Origin of the sequence: Methylacidimicrobium sp. B4 (assembly GCF_017310545.1) — a bacterium.
Taxonomy (GTDB): domain Bacteria; phylum Verrucomicrobiota; class Verrucomicrobiia; order Methylacidiphilales; family Methylacidiphilaceae; genus Methylacidimicrobium.
The window spans coordinates 1029017-1045668 of sequence record NZ_CP066203.1 but is presented as its reverse complement, the minus strand read 5'-3'; the positions used below and the strand labels follow the sequence as shown (position 1 = coordinate 1045668).

Genomic DNA, 16652 nt, shown 5'->3' with positions numbered 1-16652 from the left:
CGTCGAGTGGCGCCGGCGGAAAATTCAGCGGGAAGCTTGCTCGGCCGCGCCTTTCGCCCTATCGTGACCGGCACAAGTGGAGCAACCGTTGCATTGGGGACGACAGGCGAAAACGGGTGCGACCTGCCTCCTCGGGTAAGTGGGGGAAAAGGCCACAACCTCGTGAAAAGACGGCCCGTGGGCTCAAAGATGAGGAAAACGCGCATGTGGCAATCGATTCGGCTCAAAAAATCGCTGTGGGCGCTATTCCTTGTCGTGGCAATAGCGAGCGCGGCCGATCCGCTGGTGACCCAAGCCGATGAGACCTGCAACTCCCCCTACATCGCCGACCTCATCAAGGGGCAGGAGGACTACGTCTACGTATGGACTCTGGGAGTCAAGGGGATGGGCGACGGATCCGACAAGCTGGTGACCGTGGATGCGAACCCCAAGTCGAAGCACTACGGCAAGGTGATCGCCACTCTGTCTGTGGGAGGGCGCGGGGAAGCGCACCACGTGGGCCTCACAGACGATCGCCGCTACCTCTGGGCTGGCGATCTGGATAGCAGCAAGATCTACGTATTCGACGTCGCGAGCAACCCTGCCAAGCCCAGGATGGTCAGGACGATCAGCAATATGGTGAAGGAAACCGGCTATGTCGGCCCGCACACCTTTTATGCTCTGCCCGGACGGATGCTGATCCAGGCGCTCTCCAACAGCAAGGATCATGGGGGCGTGACGGGCATGGCCCTTTATACCAACAGCGGAAAATTCATCACCTCCTATCCCATGCCGACGACGGATGGCGGCGACGGTTACGGCTACGATATCGGGATCAACCCCCAAAGGAATGTCCTGCTTACTTCCAGCTTCACCGGCTGGAACAATTACATGATGGATTTAGGGACCTTGATGAAGGATCAGGAGGCCATGAAGCAGTTTGGGAACACCATGGTGCTCTGGGACCTCAAGGCCATGAAGCCGGAAAAGATCTTCAGCGTCCCTGGTGCGCCTCTCGAGATCCGCTGGTCCTTGAAGCCGGGAGATGCCTGGGCCATGACGGCTACGGCCCTGACCTCCAAGCTCTGGCTCATCAAGCAGGATGCTCAAGGAGAGTGGCAGGCGAAGGAAGTGGCGACCGTTGGCGACCCCTCTCAGCTCGCCATCCCGGTGGACATCAGCATCACCCACGATGGCAGAGGCTTATGGGTCGATACCTTCCTGGATGGGAAGGCCCATTACTTTGATATCTCGGATCCAGAGCATCCGAAGCAGGTATACGAGACGACGATTGGCAAGCAGGTCAACATGGTTTCGGAGAGCTGGGATGGGAAACGGCTCTATTTCACCTCATCGCTGCTCTCGAACTGGGATAAGAAAGGGCCTGATGACGAACAGTTCCTCAAAGCCTACAATTGGAACGGCGAAGAGCTCAAGCCGGCTTTCCAGATCGACTTCTATCAACAGCAACTGGGCCGTCCCCATCATATGAAGTTTGGATCCAAGTCGATCAGGCCGGCTTACCGGCCGGAAGCGCGGGCGGCTTCCCAATAGGTCGCCTTCGCAAGATCAACCTCTTGCCCTCCTTTTTACGGAATGAGGCGTCCGCAGCGATCACAAGAGCATCGGCTTTGCCTCGTTCAGGCAGCACGATGAGGAGAACCCTCCTCTGCGCTGCCGCATCTTGCTCTATCCTGATGGCCACTCTGGCCATGGCGGCGGATTCTTCCGTGATGCCCGCAGGCCAATCCCATGGCGTGCAGTCGCCGGTCGATTTCGATCTCGTGCCGCCGGCTCCGGGCAGCTACCGGCTGGAGAGAATCATGCCGGCGCCCGATGGCATGGTTCTCGACATCGATGGCAAGGAGAAGCGCCTTTCGCAGTTCACCACGGGGAAAATCACCCTGCTTTCCTTCATCTACACGAGCTGCCGAGACGCCAAGGGCTGCCCGCTCGCCTATGCCGTGCTTCAGCGCATCGAGCGAGAGCTCGAGAAGAGAGCTTCGCTTCAGGGAAAGGTGCGCCTTGTGACGCTGAGCTTTGATCCGCAGCATGACACCCCCGAGGTGATGCGCCAGTACGGGGGAGGGAGGATCACGGATTCGCATGGTTTGCGGTGGCATTTCTTGACCCCGCGTTCACAGAAGGCCGTAATTCCCCTGCTCGACGGCTTTGGGCAGGATCTGATGCTGGTTTCCGGGCCTGAGGGGAAGCAGGAGGTAAGCCACGTGCTCAAGGTATTTCTGATGGATAAGGCCGGAGAGATACGGGAGATCTACAGCAGCGCGTTCCTGGTGCCCCAGGTGGTCCTCAATGACATCGAGACTCTGCTCCTGGAGGAGGCTCCCGGGCCGCGCTGAACGACCGCGAGCCATCGAGGCTCACAGCTTCCGGCTAAAGAGCATGAGGCTGGTGAAAGGCGGAAGGGCCTGGCGTGGCCAGAGAGGCGCCCGGGCCCACCGTTGCCGAAGGGGAGGCGACCACGGCCAGAGGGCGAAGGCCGCGCCCCGCGCGGATGGGGAGCGCTACCCAATTGCATTTTCCTTCGGCTTTCTCCGATCCCTTGGGTATCCTGACCTCTCGTCCGTCGAGGGAAGAGGCGGGTCTATCCATGGAGTGCGAATCGTTTGCCGACTTTGCCCGGCTGCTGGAGAGGGAAGGGGAGCTGGTCCGGATCTCGGAACCGGTGCGCACCGATCTGGAAATTACCGCACTGGCCGATCGGGAGATGAAGGCTCCCGGAGGGGGGGATGCTCTGCTCGTGGAGAAGCCGCTGCTCTCTGACGGGTCGATTTCCCCCTTCCCGGTGTTGATCAACGCCTTTGGCTCCGAGCGCCGGATGGAGCTCGTCCTGGGCAGGCCTTTGGAGAAGCTCGTCGAAGAGATCCGCGCGCTGCTTCATGCCGAGCCGCCCCGTTCGTTTCGGGAAGGGTGGGAGCTCTTGGGCAAGGCGCTCGCTCTGGCTCGGTGCAGGCCCCACCGGGTGGAGGACGGACCCTGCCGCGACCGGATCGTCAGCATGGGACCTTCGGCGGAGACCGATCTGCGTTCCCTTCCGGTTCTCCGATGCTGGCCGAAGGACGGAGGTCCCTTCATCACCCTGCCGCAGGTCTTTACGAAGGATCCGAAGACCGGGAAGCGCAATGTCGGCATGTACCGGATGCAGGTTTACGACCGGGTGACCACCGGAATGCACTGGCAGATTCACAAGGTGGGTGCTCGCCACGAAACGGGGTATTGGGGGAAAGGAGGGCGGATGCCGGTTGCCGTCTGCCTGGGAGGCGACCCGATCCTGACCTTCGCCGCCACGGCTCCCCTTCCGGATGGTGTCGACGAGGTGCTCTTCGCGGGATTTCTGCGAAAGAAGGGGATTCCTCTGGTGCGCTGCGAAACGGTCGATCTCGAGGTTCCCGCAACCGCCGATTTTGTCCTCGAGGGGTATGTGGAGCCTCCGGAGCTTCGTCCGGAGGGACCGTTCGGGGATCACACCGGCTTCTACACTCCGGTCGAGCCCTACCCGGTCTTCCATCTCACCTCGATCACCCACCGGAAGGACGCCGTCTATCCGGCAACGATCGTCGGCAAGCCTCCGATGGAGGACTTTTATCTCGGGACCGCGAGCGTCCGCCTCCTCTTCCCGGTGCTGCAGGCGACCTTCCCGGAGATCGTCGATCTGGCCCTCCCCCCAGAAGGGGTCTTCCACGACCTGGTCTTCGTGAGCATCCGCAAGCAGTATCCCTATCAGGCCTACAAGGTGATGCATGGCCTCTGGGGCATGGGGCAGATGATGTTTACGAAGATCCTGGTCGTCGTCGATGCCGAGGTCAATGTCCACGACACCGCCGACGTGCTCTTCCACCTCTGCGCCAACGTCGATCCCGAGCGAGACTTTCTCTTCACCCGGGGGCCGTGCGACAGCCTGGATCATGCGCAGGCGACTCCGAACATGGGGAGCCATGTCGGGATCGACGCCACCCGGAAATTGCCCGCCGAAGGCTACCCGCGGCCATGGCCCGAAGAGGTTTCGCTTCCGGTCGATCTCTCTCGCGAGCTTTTTGCGCGATTTCCGCAGAGGAGGGAGGGCAAGGGGGTACGCCAGCCATGAAGATTCTGATCACCGGCTGCGCTGGCTTCCTCGGGTTTTCCCTTGCCCGCCGGCTCCTGGGGAGTGGCGGGGAGGTTGTCGGGGTCGACAACGTCAACGCCTACTACTCCGTAGCGCTCAAGGAGGCGAGGGTGCGCCTTCTTGCGGAAGCCCCCTCCTTCCGTTTCGAAAGGCTCGATCTGCGTCATCCGAAGCCGATCGATGACCTCCTTGCGCGGGAGCGGCCGGAGGCGATCGTCCACTTCGCAGCCCAGGCGGGTGTCCGCTACAGCCTCCGCGAACCGGCCGCCTACGTGGAGGACAACGTCCTCGCCACCGTCCACCTGCTCGAGGCCGCCCGCCGCGCCTCCCCCCCGCCGCATCTTCTCTATGCGAGCTCGAGCTCGGTCTATGGGCTCAATGCTTCCCTCCCGTTTTCCGTGCGCGATTCCGTGGCCCATCCCGCGAGCGTCTACGCCGCGACCAAGCGGGCCACCGAGCTGCTCGCACATTCCTACAGCCATCTCTATCGGCTGCCGACCACCGGCTTGCGCTTTTTCACCGTCTACGGTCCGTGGGGTCGGCCCGACATGGCCTACTTTTCGTTTACGCGCGCCATCCTGGGCGGCGAGCCGATCGAGGTGTACGGCAAAGGAGAGCTGCGGCGAGATTTCACCTATGTCGACGATGTGATTGAAGCGGTTGCGCGCTTGATTCCTCGGAGGGCCGCCGCCGATCCGGGCTGGGATCCGGCTCATCCAGATCCCTCGCGCAGCTCGGCTCCCTACCGGATTTTCAATATCGGCAACCGGACCCCTCTCTCCGTCCGCGAGCTGGTGGAAGCGATTGAACGGGCGGTCGGACGGCGGGCGATCCTCCGCTTTTCGCCGACTCCACCCGGGGACGTGACCGCGACAGCTGCGGATACGACCGAGCTCGAGGAAGAGGCCGGATTTGCCCCGAGCACGCCGCTTGCGGTGGGGATCGAGAGATTCGTCTCGTGGTACCGGGAGGTCGCCGTCCACCTCTCGGAGTCGTAGGCGGGCAGGATTCCAGTAGAGAAGATGGTGCTCGTCCTGGTCGGTACGGCTTCGTGGACGGATCCTACGCTCCTGGGCTCCGGCTGGTATCCCGCGGAAGCCCGGGATGCGGCGTCGCGCTTGCGCTACTACGCGGCTCATTTCCCTCTCGTCGAAATCGACTCGACCTACTACGCGCTTCCCCGGCCGGAAAACGCCAAGCGGTGGGTGGAAAGGACTCCCGCCGGCTTCGTTTTCGACTGCAAGGCCTTCCGCCTCTTCACGCAACATCCCGCCTCCCAGACCGCCCTTCCTCCCGATCTGCGGCCCCCCGCCGGCCGGGAACCCCGGGAAAGGATCTACTACCGGGATCTGGCCGAAGAAACGCGCCAGGAGCTTTGGAGGCGCTTTCGTGAGGGCCTCGCACCGCTCAAGGAGGCCGGGAAGCTCGGCGTCGTTCTCCTCCAATTTCCTCCCTGGTTTGCCTACGGTCGGGAGAATGTCGCGCATCTGGTGCTGTGTGGAGAGCGGCTCGAGGGCTTTCGGATCGCTGTCGAGTTCCGGAACGCGACCTGGTTTTCCGGCGGGCGGGCCGAAGAGACGCTCCAGTGGGAGGCTCAGCACGGGTGGATTCCCGTGATCGTCGACGAGCCGCAGGGAACCCGCACGAGCGTTCCGGCTCTCTGGACGATTCCGTCGTCCGAGATCGCGGTGGTGCGTCTGCACGGAAGAAACCGGGAAACCTGGATGGCCCGGAATCTCGCCTCCGCTGCCGATCGCTTCCGGTACCTGTACGATGATGCGGAGCTTCGCGAGATTGCCCGCGGAGTCCGGTCCCTGCGCGCTTCGCAGATCCATGTCCTTTTCAACAACTGCTATCGAGACTACGGGGTGCGCAACGCCGCCCGCTTCCAGGAGCTCCTCGCGGGCATGGGTTCCTGAGCGATCCCGGGCGGCCGCGTTCGGGGAGATCCCGTTGGGCGAGAAAAACCCGCGACAAAGTGGATGGCCTCGGGTTGGATCCTGATGCATGGACGAACAAGATCCGCTCTGGCAGCTCCTCAAGCAGGCGCGGCCTTCCGTTCCGGACGGGTCGCTCGCTGCGAGGACCCTTGCCCGGCTTGCCGTCGAGAAGAGCCGGCGCAGGCGCCGAGCTCGGCTCGGGTGGGTCTGCGCCGTTTCCCTCTCCCTTGTCGTTGGCGGAGGGGGCTTGGCGGCTTGGCTGGTCAACCGGGGACAGGGGCGGGAAACGGGTTTGACCCACGCCGCCTTGGCTTCGATCGACTCCAACCCGGCGGCGGAAGACGTTGGATGGCTTCAGGAGCAACTCTCGGCGGAGCCGGGAGAACAGGGAGAAACCGCCTTATGGGAAGAAGCGAGCTCGTTTTAGCCGCTTGCTTTATTGCGGGCGTGGTGGTTGGAGGAACCTCCTTGCGGGCGGGCGATCGCCCCGGCCCGGATGGGCAAGCGCCGGAGGAGTGTCAATGGGAAGCGAGGCAGAAGATCGTTCAGCTCCTGGAGCTGCCCGATGACCGCTTGCTGGCGGAGCTGGAAAAGTGGCCCCGGTTCCAGAAAATGGGTCTCGGCCAAAAGGGAAAGTTCCTGGAGCGAATCGCTCGGGTGCGCATGGAGCATCACCGCGCGGCCGAGAGGGAAGCGGAGCGGCTGGGCCTGAAGCTTTCCGACGATCAGAAGGCGGCTTTCGAGCGCGAATATTGGAAGCGCCGGGAAGAGATTGCTCACCAGATCTGGAAGGAGACCGAGGGGCAGCGGAAGGAGCTTCGGGAGAAAATGGAGAAGGAGCTCAAGGCGCAGTTCGCCTCGAAGGAGGGATAGGGTCGGCCTGGAGCGGCGGACTCGCGGAACCGGTTCCTGCGAAAAGTCGTGCCCGTCGCAACTTCCAGGAACGGAGCCGCTTGCTTCTCAAGGCGGTCCTTCCTATGGTGAATGGTCGTGGTGCAGGAGCCCGTTCTCTGTCCGGCGATCGTGCTCTCGGATCTGGTGGTGCGAGAGAAGGGTACCGAAAAGCTCTCTCTGGTGAACTCCTTTGGGCAGCTTCGGTTGCCCAAGTTTCCCTTTCCGACCCCTCCATTCTTCATCACGGTCTGGCTCACCCATTTGCGGGGACGAGTGTCACGGCTCGATATTGCGACCCGGGTCGAAGAGCCGAAATCGGGCCATGTCCTGGCGAGCGCCTCGGGGCAGATCCAGTTTCCAGAGGAGGCCCCGCCGTTCGATGAGCAGGCGGTTCTCGATCTTCCCATCCCGATGCCTCCCTTCCTCGTGCCGCAGCCGGCGTTCTATTCGATCGTGATTCTCGTCAACGGCGAGAAGGTCGGAGAACGGTCGCTGCCCATCCTCTCCTCAGCTCCCGAGGCTGGAGAAAGGGCTTGAGGGCAATCGTCCCGTCTCCTCTCATTCCGGAATCGCACGGATCTCCAAGGCTCCGATCTCTTTCAGGAGCCGGGGGAGATCCGCGGAAAACCGGGGATCCCGGCGCTCGACGAGGAGAAAGAAGCCGTCGTCCTGACTTCTTCTGCTGAAGAGGTCCCAATCGAAGAGCGGCCGGTGGAAGCGGGGAAGCGAGCTGGCCAGGAGAATGCCGAGCACCGCTCCGAATGCGGAGAAAAGGGCGGTCGTTTCAAAGACGACGGCGAAGAATGCCGGAAGGCTGATGTAGGGCTTGCCTTGTACGACCAGCGGGAAAAAGAGATCGAGCAGATGGCTCGAGAGCAGGCCGCGCAGGGGGGCGGGGCGCGGGATCGAGGTGAAGATCTCCAGGCAAACTGCGATACAGAAGCCGAGCGCTCCCGCTCCCAGGACGCAGGCGGAGACCCAGCTCTTTCCGTGCCCCGCGGCCTCCGCCAGCCCGTGGAAGGGATAAGGAGAATAGAGCTCGATTCGCCGAAAGCCCTTCTCCCGCAGCGCCCGACCGGCTCGACAAAGAGCGGCGGCGGAGGGGAACCGGGCTCCCAGGCCGAACGTCGCGTGCTCCAGGTCAGCGAGGGAGGCCTTCGGCGGCTCGGGCGAAGCAGAGGTGACCTCCGCGGCACCGTTGCAGAGCGCCTTCACCTCGAACATGGCGATGATCGGAAGAAAGCGGAGAAAGAGGAGGAAGAGGAAGAGAAAGAGGCCCACCGAGCCGACCAGGAGCCCGATGTCGATCCAGGTGGGATGGTAGAGGCTCCAGGACGAGGGAAGGAAATCCCGGTGGAGAGAGATTACGATGATGACGAAGCGCTCGAGCCACATGCCGATATTGGCCAGAACGGCTACGCCGAAGACGATCCAGGGTCTCCTCCGGACCGCCCGGAACCAGAGGAGCTGCGGCGCGATCGCGTTGCAGGTGAGCATGCCCCAGAACTCGGGAGCATAGGGCCCGGTGATCCGATTCCAGAATGCGTAGCGCTCGAACGGATTGGCGCTGTACCAGGCGAGGAAGAGCTCGGTCAAGTAGACGTAGCCGACCAGGGAGCCCGTTGTCAGGAGCCATTTGGCCATCTGCTCAATGTGGATCGGCAGGATAAACTCCTTCAGCTCGGGCATGAGGGCCCGCAGAGGGATGAGAAGAACCAGGATCACGGCGAAGCCGCCGAAGATCGCCCCGGCGCCGAAGTAGGGAGGGAAGATGGTCGCATGCCAGCCGGGCAGGATCGTGGCCGCGAAGTCGCAGGAGACGAAGGAGTGGACCGAGAGAACCAGGGGTGCGAGGAGGCCCGCCAAGCAGAGATAGCCCATTTCGTAGTGGTTCCACTCCCGGGCCGAGCTCGACCAACCCATCGAGAGGATGGCAAAGAGCTTCCGACGCCAGGGATGCTTCTCCCTTTCGCGGAGGGTGGCGAAGTCGGGGATCATTCCCAGATACCAGTAGAGCACCGAGACGGTGAGATAGGTGAGGACGGCGGCTACATCCCAGAGAAGCGGCGCGCGAAAGTTCGGCCAGATCGCGATGTATTGCGGGACCGGGATCAGGTACCAAGCCATCCATTGGCGGCCGACGTGGATCGCCGGGAAGATCGCTCCGCAGGCGACCGCGAAGATGGCGGTCGCCTCCGAGGCGCGGTTGAGGGAGTTGCGCCATTTTTGGCGGGTGAGCAGGAGAATGGCAGAGATCAGGGTTCCGGCATGGCCGATGCCGATCCAGAAAACGAAGTTGATGATGGCGAATCCCCAGACGACGGGCACCTGGACCCCCCAGACGCCGACCCCCGTGCCCACCAGGTAGGCGTTGGCCGCCAGGACGAGCGTGGCAACCAGGCCCGTGACGATCGTGGCCGGGAGCCACCAGGCTGGAGCGGGCCGCTCAAGGAATTGGCAGACTCCCTGGGTAACCGAGGCAATTGTCCCAGGCGGTTCCAACAGGGGGGGACGATCGAGAGGCCCGGCTGCCGACGCCGGGGGTTGGCCTTCGGCCGAAGCGCCGGGAGGTCGCCAGGGGGCCGATGCAGAGTAACCTTCTTTCATATTACCCTGTCCCTCCGCCGGCGGGCCGCTCGGGGAGGCGCTTCCCCCCTTTGAGGAGCGCTTTCGGGCCGCGCGGGCGCGCTGTCTTTCCTGCCGAATGAGGCTAGTATGGAAAATAACGCAGAGACGATGCGCGGAGAAGAAAAGAAACGCCGGAGAACGGAGGGGATGAGGCTTGCGAACGCAGGAGCACGCAAGAACGCGGCACCCCGCAGGCTCAGGCTCGATCTCGCCCTGGTCGAGCGGGGGCTCTGCGAGAGCCGGGATGCGGCGCAGCGGGCAATCTTGGCCGGAAGGGTCCGAATCGGGGAAGCGCTTGCGGACAAGCCGAGCCGCCTGGTCGATCCCGAGGCGCATCTCCGGCTGGAGCAGCCTGATCGTTATGTTGGCCGCGGAGGGCATAAGCTCGAGGCGGCGCTCCGCGGCTTCTCCCTCGACCCCTCGGGTTCGACCTGCCTCGATGTCGGAGCGTCCACCGGCGGGTTCACCGACTGCCTCTTGCAGCATGGCGCTCGGCGGGTCATCGCTCTCGACGTGGGCCGAGCGCAGCTCCACTGGAAGCTCCGGCAGGACCCGCGCGTCATCGTGCGCGAGGGGATCAATGCCCGCCTGCTTCGTCCGGAAAACCTCGGAGAGGTCGTCGACTTGGCGACGGTTGATGTCTCCTTCATTTCGCTGCGCCTGGTGCTTCCGGCGCTCTTGCCCCTCGTCCGGCCGGAGGGCTGGATCATCGCGCTGATCAAGCCCCAGTTCGAGGCCGGTCGGGCGGAGGTCGGCAAGGGGGGGATCGTCCGAGATCCGGGAGTGCGCGAACGCGTCGTGGAGGAGATGCGCCGTTGGGTAGGGGCATTCCCAGAGTGCGAGGATCGCGGAATCCTTCCCTCCCCCATCCTCGGCGGCTCCGGGAACCAGGAGTTTCTCTGGGGCTTGTTCCGGAAGCCTGCGATCGATCCCGGGTGAGGAGTGGGAGGGTGGCGCGATCCGCATAGGGTGGCCATGCGGGGCTTCGGGCCAGTTCCGTAACCCGCAGTGTGACTAGTAATAGTCTCTATCTATCTTCCACTTACGCGTTATGATTCGCCCGGATCCAACCATGACATGGCCTTGGATCTTGACATGGAGGCGAATCTTGCGATCATGCGGTCAATTTTTCAGTCGATCAGGACGATCGCGTTCCTCTCTCAATTCCGAACAATGCCCAGCGAGAATTTATCGTGCCATCCTGCATTGCTTGAGAACTCCGAGCGGAAATATGAATGTTTATTCATCTATGAAAAAAGTTTCATGTGTAATGAGAGATGCTTTCGAAAAGTATTGTCTGAATCGCTCCAGTCCAACGCCCCGATCCGCGCCGGAATGCAACGCTCCTTGCGGGTCGCGATTCTCCGATCACTGACCAACTCCGGGAGCCTCTTCCGGGCCCAACTCGCCTACGGAGCGATGGTTGCCGTGGGATTCTCTACGGAGCTTGCGAAAAAGTTCGCTTGTGCCATCGAATATTTTCACATTGCTTCGCTGCTGCTGGACGACCTGCCATGCATGGATGATTCCAGGGAGCGGCGCGGTCGAATTTGCCTGCATCTTCTGCATGGGGAACCTACCGCGATCCTGGGGAGCCTCGCGCTCATCACCCGGGCCTATGCGCTTTTCGGCGAAGTGAGCACGCGGATTCCCACGCGGAGGCAGACGGAGGCGTGCCGGCTCCTCGAGCGCTGCCTTGGATCGGGTGGCATTGTCAACGGACAGGCGGAAGATCTGGCGTACCGAACGGGAGGCCGACGGGAAGTCCTGAGGATTGCCTTAGGGAAGACCGTTCCCCTGATCCGATTGGCTCTTGGCTTCCCCTCCTTGGCGGCCAATCTCCCGGCGCGGCAGCGGCTCCTGCTCCATCGCATCAGCGTCTACTGGGGGTTGCTCTACCAAGGGATCGATGACATTCATGACGCGAGCGAACCGGTCTCCCTCGTCCTGTTGGCGGAGGGAAGGGATGCGCATCTTTGCAGGCCGAATCTACTCCTTGCGGTCGGCCGGGAAAGGACCGTGGCTTCCCTGCTTCGACTCTCCGCCCTTGCGCGCCGCGCGGTGAATCTCCTGGCCGGGGATCGGCGATTCGGCTTTCTAAAGCCGGTACAACAGGCGATTTCGGAACGACTGGCTTCCTCTCTGCTCAAAGTGCGAGAGATCAACTGGCATGGATTTTCTCAGGCTCATCTTTCTTAACATTCGCCGTCACAAGCTCCGCAGCCTCATAACGGCTTCCGGGATCGGCTTTGGAGCTGCTTCCATGCTCTGCATCGTTTCTATCGTGCTGGGGGCGGTCGGAATGTTTCAGAACATCCTGTCGACGGAGAGCCAGTTCATTCTGTTCGAGAGGAATGTCTCCGACCTCTTCTTCAGCAGCGTGCGCGCCTCGCAGCTCGAGGAGATCCGAAAGCTTGGTTTGGTGAAACGAGTGGACCCTCTGCTCGTGGGAATCGTCAGCTCTCCCAACCATCCCATCATTACCTGCTTTGGAGTGGATGCCGATAACCCGCGCCTCCGCCATGCCCGCTGGCTGGGCGGTTCACTCTCCCGCTTCGGCCAAGATAGGGGTGCGGTCTGCTTGGGCGAACGAGCTGCCTCCTTCCTCAAGAAGGCGATGGGAGAGGAGATCCAGATCGGGAGCCGCCGCTTTCTCGTCGGGGGCATTTTGCGGACGGCAAACGGCTTCGAGGACGGGGGCGTCTTCTTTCCCTTGCCGCTGGCCCAAGAGTTCTTTCACAAGGAGTCCCAGGCCTCGCTGGCCACGGTGGAGCTCCGCCCGGGGGCGAGCTTCGATGCCTTCCGGAAGCTGATCGATGAACGCTTCCCGGATCTGATCGCTCTCGAGGACAAGGAGTTCAATCGCTCCTACTCCCAGTTTCGCATCCTCAATGTCACGAGCTGGGCGATCGGGATCTGCTCTTTCCTCCTTGGAGGCATGGGCGTAGCCAACACGATGCTGATGTCGGTTTTCGCCCGCGTTCGGGAGATTGCGGTTCTGCGGGTCTGCGGCTTCTCTCGACGACAGGTCGCGAGCCTCATCCTGGGGGAAGCGGTGGTCCTTTCCGGTTTGGGAAGCCTGGGCGGATGCGTTGCGGGCCTGGCCGCGCTCGCAGCGATGAATGCGGCGCCTCAGCTCCAGGGCTATGTCCGCGCCTCTCTTCGAGCGGATCTCTTGGCAGGCGTCGCCCTGGTCACTCTGGTTACCGCGATCGCGGGTGCATTCTATCCCGCCTATTTTGCCTCCCGCATCGCACCCGCAGAAGCTCTGCGTTACGAATGAATCCCCAAGAACCCCATAGCCATTTCCCCGCCGCCGCAGAGGTAAAATCGGCGAAGGCGATCGTCGCCCGGGACCTCTGGAAGAGCTTTGATCATGGGCAGACTCCGGTCCTCCAGGGAGTCAGCCTGGAGATCAGCCGTGGGGAGATGGTGGCGCTCTGGGGTTCCTCGGGTTCCGGAAAGAGTACCCTTCTTCACCTGCTCAGTGGATTGGAGCGGCCGGATCGAGGCGAGGTCTTCATTCTCGGGCTCGATCCAGCCGGCGAGGAGACCCGCCTTCAGCTATACCGACGCTCTATAGGATTCGTCTTTCAGCTGCACAACCTGATTCCGGATTTGACGCTGCTTGAAAACCTGCGGATTCCCTGCCTGGCGGCGGGACGGCCGCCCAAGGAGGCCGACGCCCGCGCGCGCCATCTCGCGGAGAAGGTCGGCCTCTCCCATCGGCTCGCGAGCCGGATTCAGACGCTGTCCGGCGGGGAGCGGCAGCGTACCGCGATCTGTCGGGCCCTGATGAATCAGCCGCAGGTGATTTTTGCCGACGAGCCGACCGGCGCGCTCGACGAGAAGACTGCGGATCTCGTCTTCGAACTGCTCCTTCGGTTGGTCGCCGAGGAGGGGGCCTCCGTGATCCTCGCCACGCACGAGCGGCGCTTCGCCGAGGGCTGCCGCCGGGTCCTCCGGGTCCATCAAGGACAGGCTCTTCCCTTATGAGCTCGCTTTCCGCCGTTCCGGAAGGCCCGAGGAGGGCGTGGCTCCAAGAAAAGGGCGCAAAGGCGGCCGTCGCGATCAGCCTCCTTGCCGGGGGAGGCGATCTGGCCACCGGCGTCTGCCTGCTGCTTGCTCCGGAGAGGACTCTCTCCCGGATGGGCGTTGCGCCTGCCGGAGACCTCGCCTGGACGCAGTTCGTTGGAGTCTTTGTCGCGGCGGTCGGGGCCAGTTACTTTTACGGCCTTTTCTGCTGGCGAGTCGCCCGCCGCGCCGGTTCCTTGCGCACCGTCTGGGAGCTGACCGCCCTCCTGCGAGCCGCCGTCTGCTGCTTCGTCAGCGTGGAGATTGCTTCCGGAGGCATGGATCGCGCCTGGAGCAGCGTATCGCTCACCGACGGCTTCTGGGCATTGCTCCAATTCGTCTTGCTTCGGCGAAGATTTCCGAACGATGCCTGACCGCCTCCCGACTTCTGCAGTTTCCGTACCGGCTGCTGCGGCCGCCGTCGTGGCCATCGCGGCAACCTACGTCGACTTCCTCCTCTTCGCCCAGTTTGGGTTTCTGGGTTTGATCCAGGCCCAGGGCGTCGGCGGGAGCGGCCTCCGGGGCGTCCTTCTCGCAATGGGATGCGGCGGCGTGGCGGGCAGCCTGGCGGCGGCCCGTCTCTTTCGGAGATCCCGTCTGCGAAAATTGCTGCTCGTCAGTTTTGTGGTCAGCGGAGCCGCCGCTCTTCTCTCGACCATGGCGCGCAGCGCCGCCTCGTTTGCGTTTCTTGCCGCCGGGATTGGTGGATCGGTGGGAATCCTCACCGTAACGCTCTCCGCGAGCGTCGCTGTCCTGCTCGATCCCCGGCGTCGGGGCTTCCAGATCGGGCTTGGAACCGGCATCGCCTATGCGGTTTGCAACGTGCCGACTCTCTTCGCCGGCTCGGCCTGGATCCAGGCGGCAGCGGCCGCCGGTGCGTGCGGTCTCGGAGCGGTCGCGACCCGCTTCCTGAAAGAGCCGGAGGATCCGCCAGCACTCCCCCCTCATGCCCGACCGGCTTCTGGCTTCCGAGCGATCGTCGTTGTCTTTCTGGTCCTGGTCTGGGTCGATTCGGCCTGCTTCAGCATCTTGGAAGCCACTCCCAACCTCAACCGATTCGCTTGGGGGGAGCCAAGACTCCAGTGGAGAAACGGCCTCGTTCACTTCCTCGCGGCCTGCGCGGGCGGCTGGTATCTCGATCGGGGTGGGCTCCGGGGCGTGCTCGCGCTCTCGTTCCTCTTGCTGGCCGGGTCCGCGGCCATGGTCGGCGGCGCCGGCATGGGCGCCAGAGCCGCGGGCTGGCTCTATCCGGCCGGGGTTTCCCTCTACTCCGCCGCACTGGTCTTCGCTCCAGGCTGTCTGTCGAACCGAACGACATTGGGCGCAGCGGCTTGGCGTGCCGCCATCCTGTACGCGGTCGCCGGGTGGTGCGGCTCGGCGATGGGAATCGGGATGGCCCAAGATCTCCATGCGATTCCCGGAGCATTCCTGGCCGCCTCGCTGGGGGTTGTCGGTGTCTGCCTTCTCTTCCCCCGTGTGGCCTCGCTCGCCACGGCGCCCCGCTCCGTCCCCTATTGGGCGGGATTGGGAGCTATCGGCCTTCTCTCTTCCCAGCTGCCGGAGGAGCCGCTTCTTCCTTCCCGGAGATCCTCGTCGCCCGAGGGCGGGAGGGAGCTGGGCAGAGAGGTCTACATCCGCGAGGGCTGCATCCATTGCCATTCGCAATACATTCGACCGGGCAGCCGGGACGAAGAGTGGTGGGGACCTGCGCAGCCGCCACTGGATCGGAAGGAAGAGATTCCTCCGCTCATCGGCAATCGGCGCCAGGGGCCCGACCTGCTCCGCGTAGGCAACCGCCGCTCGCCCGAGTGGAACCGGCTCCACCTGATCGATCCGCGCTCCCTCGTCCCGGAATCACGCATGCCGTCCTATGCGCACCTCTTCGCGGACGGAAACCCCTGTGGCGAGGCGCTGATTGCCTACCTGGAGGAGCTCGGAGCGTCGACCCGGGAGGATCGGGCGGCGGCAGCAATCCGATGGCTCCCCGCTCCGGAGAGCCGGCCGGCCGATCCCGCAACCGGTGCCAAGCTCTTTGCGGAAAGCTGCGCGCAATGCCACGGCGTCTCCGGGCATGGCGACGGGCCTCTCGCCAAGCTCGTGGGATCTCCCCCGCCGAGCGACCTGACCCGAAGTTCCTGGGGAGCGGGCACGACCGAGGAGGCCGCAGGGCGCCTCATCGTTTTGGCCCGGATCATCAAGTTTGGAATTCCCGGCACGACGATGGCCGGTCATGAAACCTTGGAGGATTCGAAGATTCTCGGACTCGCCGCCTACGTCGCCCGATTGTCGACGCAAGGGAGCGAGCCGATGCGTGCGCCCTAGTCGAGGCGCGCACGGCAGAGAGAGCAACAGATCAACAGGAGTAGAGCAACGATGTCCGCATTCCATAACCGATCGATCCTTCGCTTCCTTAGAATCCTTCTTCTGCCCGGCGCTCTTGCGTGGGCTGGATGGGCCACCGCCGCCCCGGTCTCGATACCGGTCGATAGCAGCAAGAGCTATGTCAAATTCGTCGGAGATTCCTTCCTTCACGATTTTCACGGGGCGGAAACCCGGATCACGGGGAGTGCCGATTGGGACGGCGCCGGGATACCGTCGATCCAGAAGGCTTCGCTCGTCTTCCCGGTTGCGGGCGTTACCACCTTCCACAAGAAGCGGGATGAGGAGATGTTCCATTGGCTCCACGCCAAGCTCCATCCGCAAGCCTCGTTTCAATGCGAAGGGATCCGCGTCCTCTCGGGCGACTGCGCGACCGCTACTGCCCAGGCCCCCGCTCGCGTTGCCATTTCCGGGACCTTTGAGCTCAACGGAGTCCGGCAGCCGCTCAACAGCAACGCCCTCTGGTGGCGAGAAGGAAGCCGGATCCTGGTTTCCGGCAAGACGACCGTTGATACGCTCCAATACGGGCTGCCGCAGATCAAGAAGGCGTTCATGACGGTCGGGACCACGATTCCGATCGACTATCGATTCGCCTTCGTCCTTCCCCAATAGAACCGATTGCGATCTTCGGG

At 63.2% G+C, this 16652-nt stretch carries 16 protein-coding genes; 15 read left to right on the top strand and 1 reads right to left on the bottom strand.

What is annotated here, in order from left to right:
* Positions 1 to 204: 204 nt before the first annotated feature.
* The 8 genes from MacB4_RS05070 to MacB4_RS05035 all read left to right on the top strand — a co-directional run bounded on the left by MacB4_RS05070 (position 205) and on the right by MacB4_RS05035 (position 7476).
* On the top strand, positions 205 to 1533 hold the full coding sequence (locus tag MacB4_RS05070; RefSeq protein WP_206864754.1) for a selenium-binding protein SBP56-related protein: 1329 nt from the start codon (positions 205 to 207) through the stop codon (positions 1531 to 1533).
* Between the two features lie 98 nt (positions 1534 to 1631).
* Positions 1632 to 2339, top strand: coding sequence for an SCO family protein (locus MacB4_RS05065; RefSeq protein ID WP_206864753.1), 708 nt, complete (start codon positions 1632 to 1634; stop codon positions 2337 to 2339).
* Positions 2340 to 2590: 251 nt separating this feature from the next.
* Positions 2591 to 4084 (top strand): menaquinone biosynthesis decarboxylase, encoded by a 1494-nt coding sequence (locus tag MacB4_RS05060; protein ID WP_206864752.1) that lies wholly within the window; start codon positions 2591 to 2593, stop codon positions 4082 to 4084.
* Complete coding sequence (locus MacB4_RS05055) at positions 4081 to 5103, top strand: NAD-dependent epimerase/dehydratase family protein (RefSeq protein ID WP_206864751.1); 1023 nt, start codon at positions 4081 to 4083, stop codon at positions 5101 to 5103. Before MacB4_RS05060 ends, MacB4_RS05055 begins: the two co-directional genes overlap by 4 nt.
* Positions 5104 to 5127: 24 nt before the next feature.
* Positions 5128 to 6024, top strand: coding sequence for a DUF72 domain-containing protein (locus tag MacB4_RS05050; protein ID WP_206864750.1), 897 nt, complete (start codon positions 5128 to 5130; stop codon positions 6022 to 6024).
* Between the two features lie 88 nt (positions 6025 to 6112).
* Complete coding sequence (locus MacB4_RS05045; protein ID WP_206864749.1) at positions 6113 to 6472, top strand: hypothetical protein; 360 nt, start codon at positions 6113 to 6115, stop codon at positions 6470 to 6472.
* Positions 6448 to 6918: a hypothetical protein gene (locus tag MacB4_RS05040; protein ID WP_206864748.1), complete on the top strand. Its 471-nt coding sequence runs from the start codon at positions 6448 to 6450 to the stop codon at positions 6916 to 6918. Before MacB4_RS05045 ends, MacB4_RS05040 begins: the two co-directional genes overlap by 25 nt.
* A 111-nt stretch (positions 6919 to 7029) precedes the next feature.
* Positions 7030 to 7476 (top strand): hypothetical protein, encoded by a 447-nt coding sequence (locus tag MacB4_RS05035; RefSeq protein ID WP_242529345.1) that lies wholly within the window; start codon positions 7030 to 7032, stop codon positions 7474 to 7476.
* Between the two features lie 21 nt (positions 7477 to 7497).
* Here MacB4_RS05035 and MacB4_RS05030 read toward each other — a convergent pair whose 3' ends face one another.
* Positions 7498 to 9546, bottom strand: a complete 2049-nt coding sequence (locus tag MacB4_RS05030; RefSeq protein WP_206864747.1) for a quinol:electron acceptor oxidoreductase subunit ActD — start codon at positions 9544 to 9546, stop codon at positions 7498 to 7500.
* 168 nt (positions 9547 to 9714) lie between these two features.
* On the opposite strand from MacB4_RS05030, the gene MacB4_RS05025 reads away from it, so the two are divergent.
* From MacB4_RS05025 to MacB4_RS04995, 7 genes are all read left to right on the top strand, one after another.
* On the top strand, positions 9715 to 10506 hold the full coding sequence (locus MacB4_RS05025) for a TlyA family RNA methyltransferase (RefSeq protein ID WP_242529344.1): 792 nt from the start codon (positions 9715 to 9717) through the stop codon (positions 10504 to 10506).
* 396 nt (positions 10507 to 10902) lie between these two features.
* Positions 10903 to 11766 carry a polyprenyl synthetase family protein gene (locus tag MacB4_RS05020; RefSeq protein WP_206864746.1) on the top strand — a complete coding sequence of 288 codons (864 nt, stop codon included), beginning with the start codon at positions 10903 to 10905 and terminating at the stop codon, positions 11764 to 11766.
* The gene (locus MacB4_RS05015; RefSeq protein ID WP_206864745.1) at positions 11738 to 12850 is read left to right on the top strand and encodes an ABC transporter permease; all 1113 of its coding nucleotides are present in this window, start codon (positions 11738 to 11740) and stop codon (positions 12848 to 12850) included. The genes MacB4_RS05020 and MacB4_RS05015 overlap by 29 nt, the downstream gene beginning before the upstream one ends.
* Complete coding sequence (locus tag MacB4_RS05010) at positions 12847 to 13563, top strand: ABC transporter ATP-binding protein (protein ID WP_206864744.1); 717 nt, start codon at positions 12847 to 12849, stop codon at positions 13561 to 13563. Before MacB4_RS05015 ends, MacB4_RS05010 begins: the two co-directional genes overlap by 4 nt.
* Positions 13560 to 14015: a hypothetical protein gene (locus MacB4_RS05005; protein ID WP_206864743.1), complete on the top strand. Its 456-nt coding sequence runs from the start codon at positions 13560 to 13562 to the stop codon at positions 14013 to 14015. Before MacB4_RS05010 ends, MacB4_RS05005 begins: the two co-directional genes overlap by 4 nt.
* Entirely contained in the window at positions 14008 to 15963 is a 1956-nt protein-coding gene (locus tag MacB4_RS05000) for a cbb3-type cytochrome c oxidase subunit II (RefSeq protein WP_206864742.1), read from the top strand. Before MacB4_RS05005 ends, MacB4_RS05000 begins: the two co-directional genes overlap by 8 nt.
* Before the next feature lie 51 nt (positions 15964 to 16014).
* On the top strand, positions 16015 to 16632 hold the full coding sequence (locus MacB4_RS04995; RefSeq protein ID WP_206864741.1) for a YceI family protein: 618 nt from the start codon (positions 16015 to 16017) through the stop codon (positions 16630 to 16632).
* Positions 16633 to 16652 lie beyond the last annotated feature (20 nt).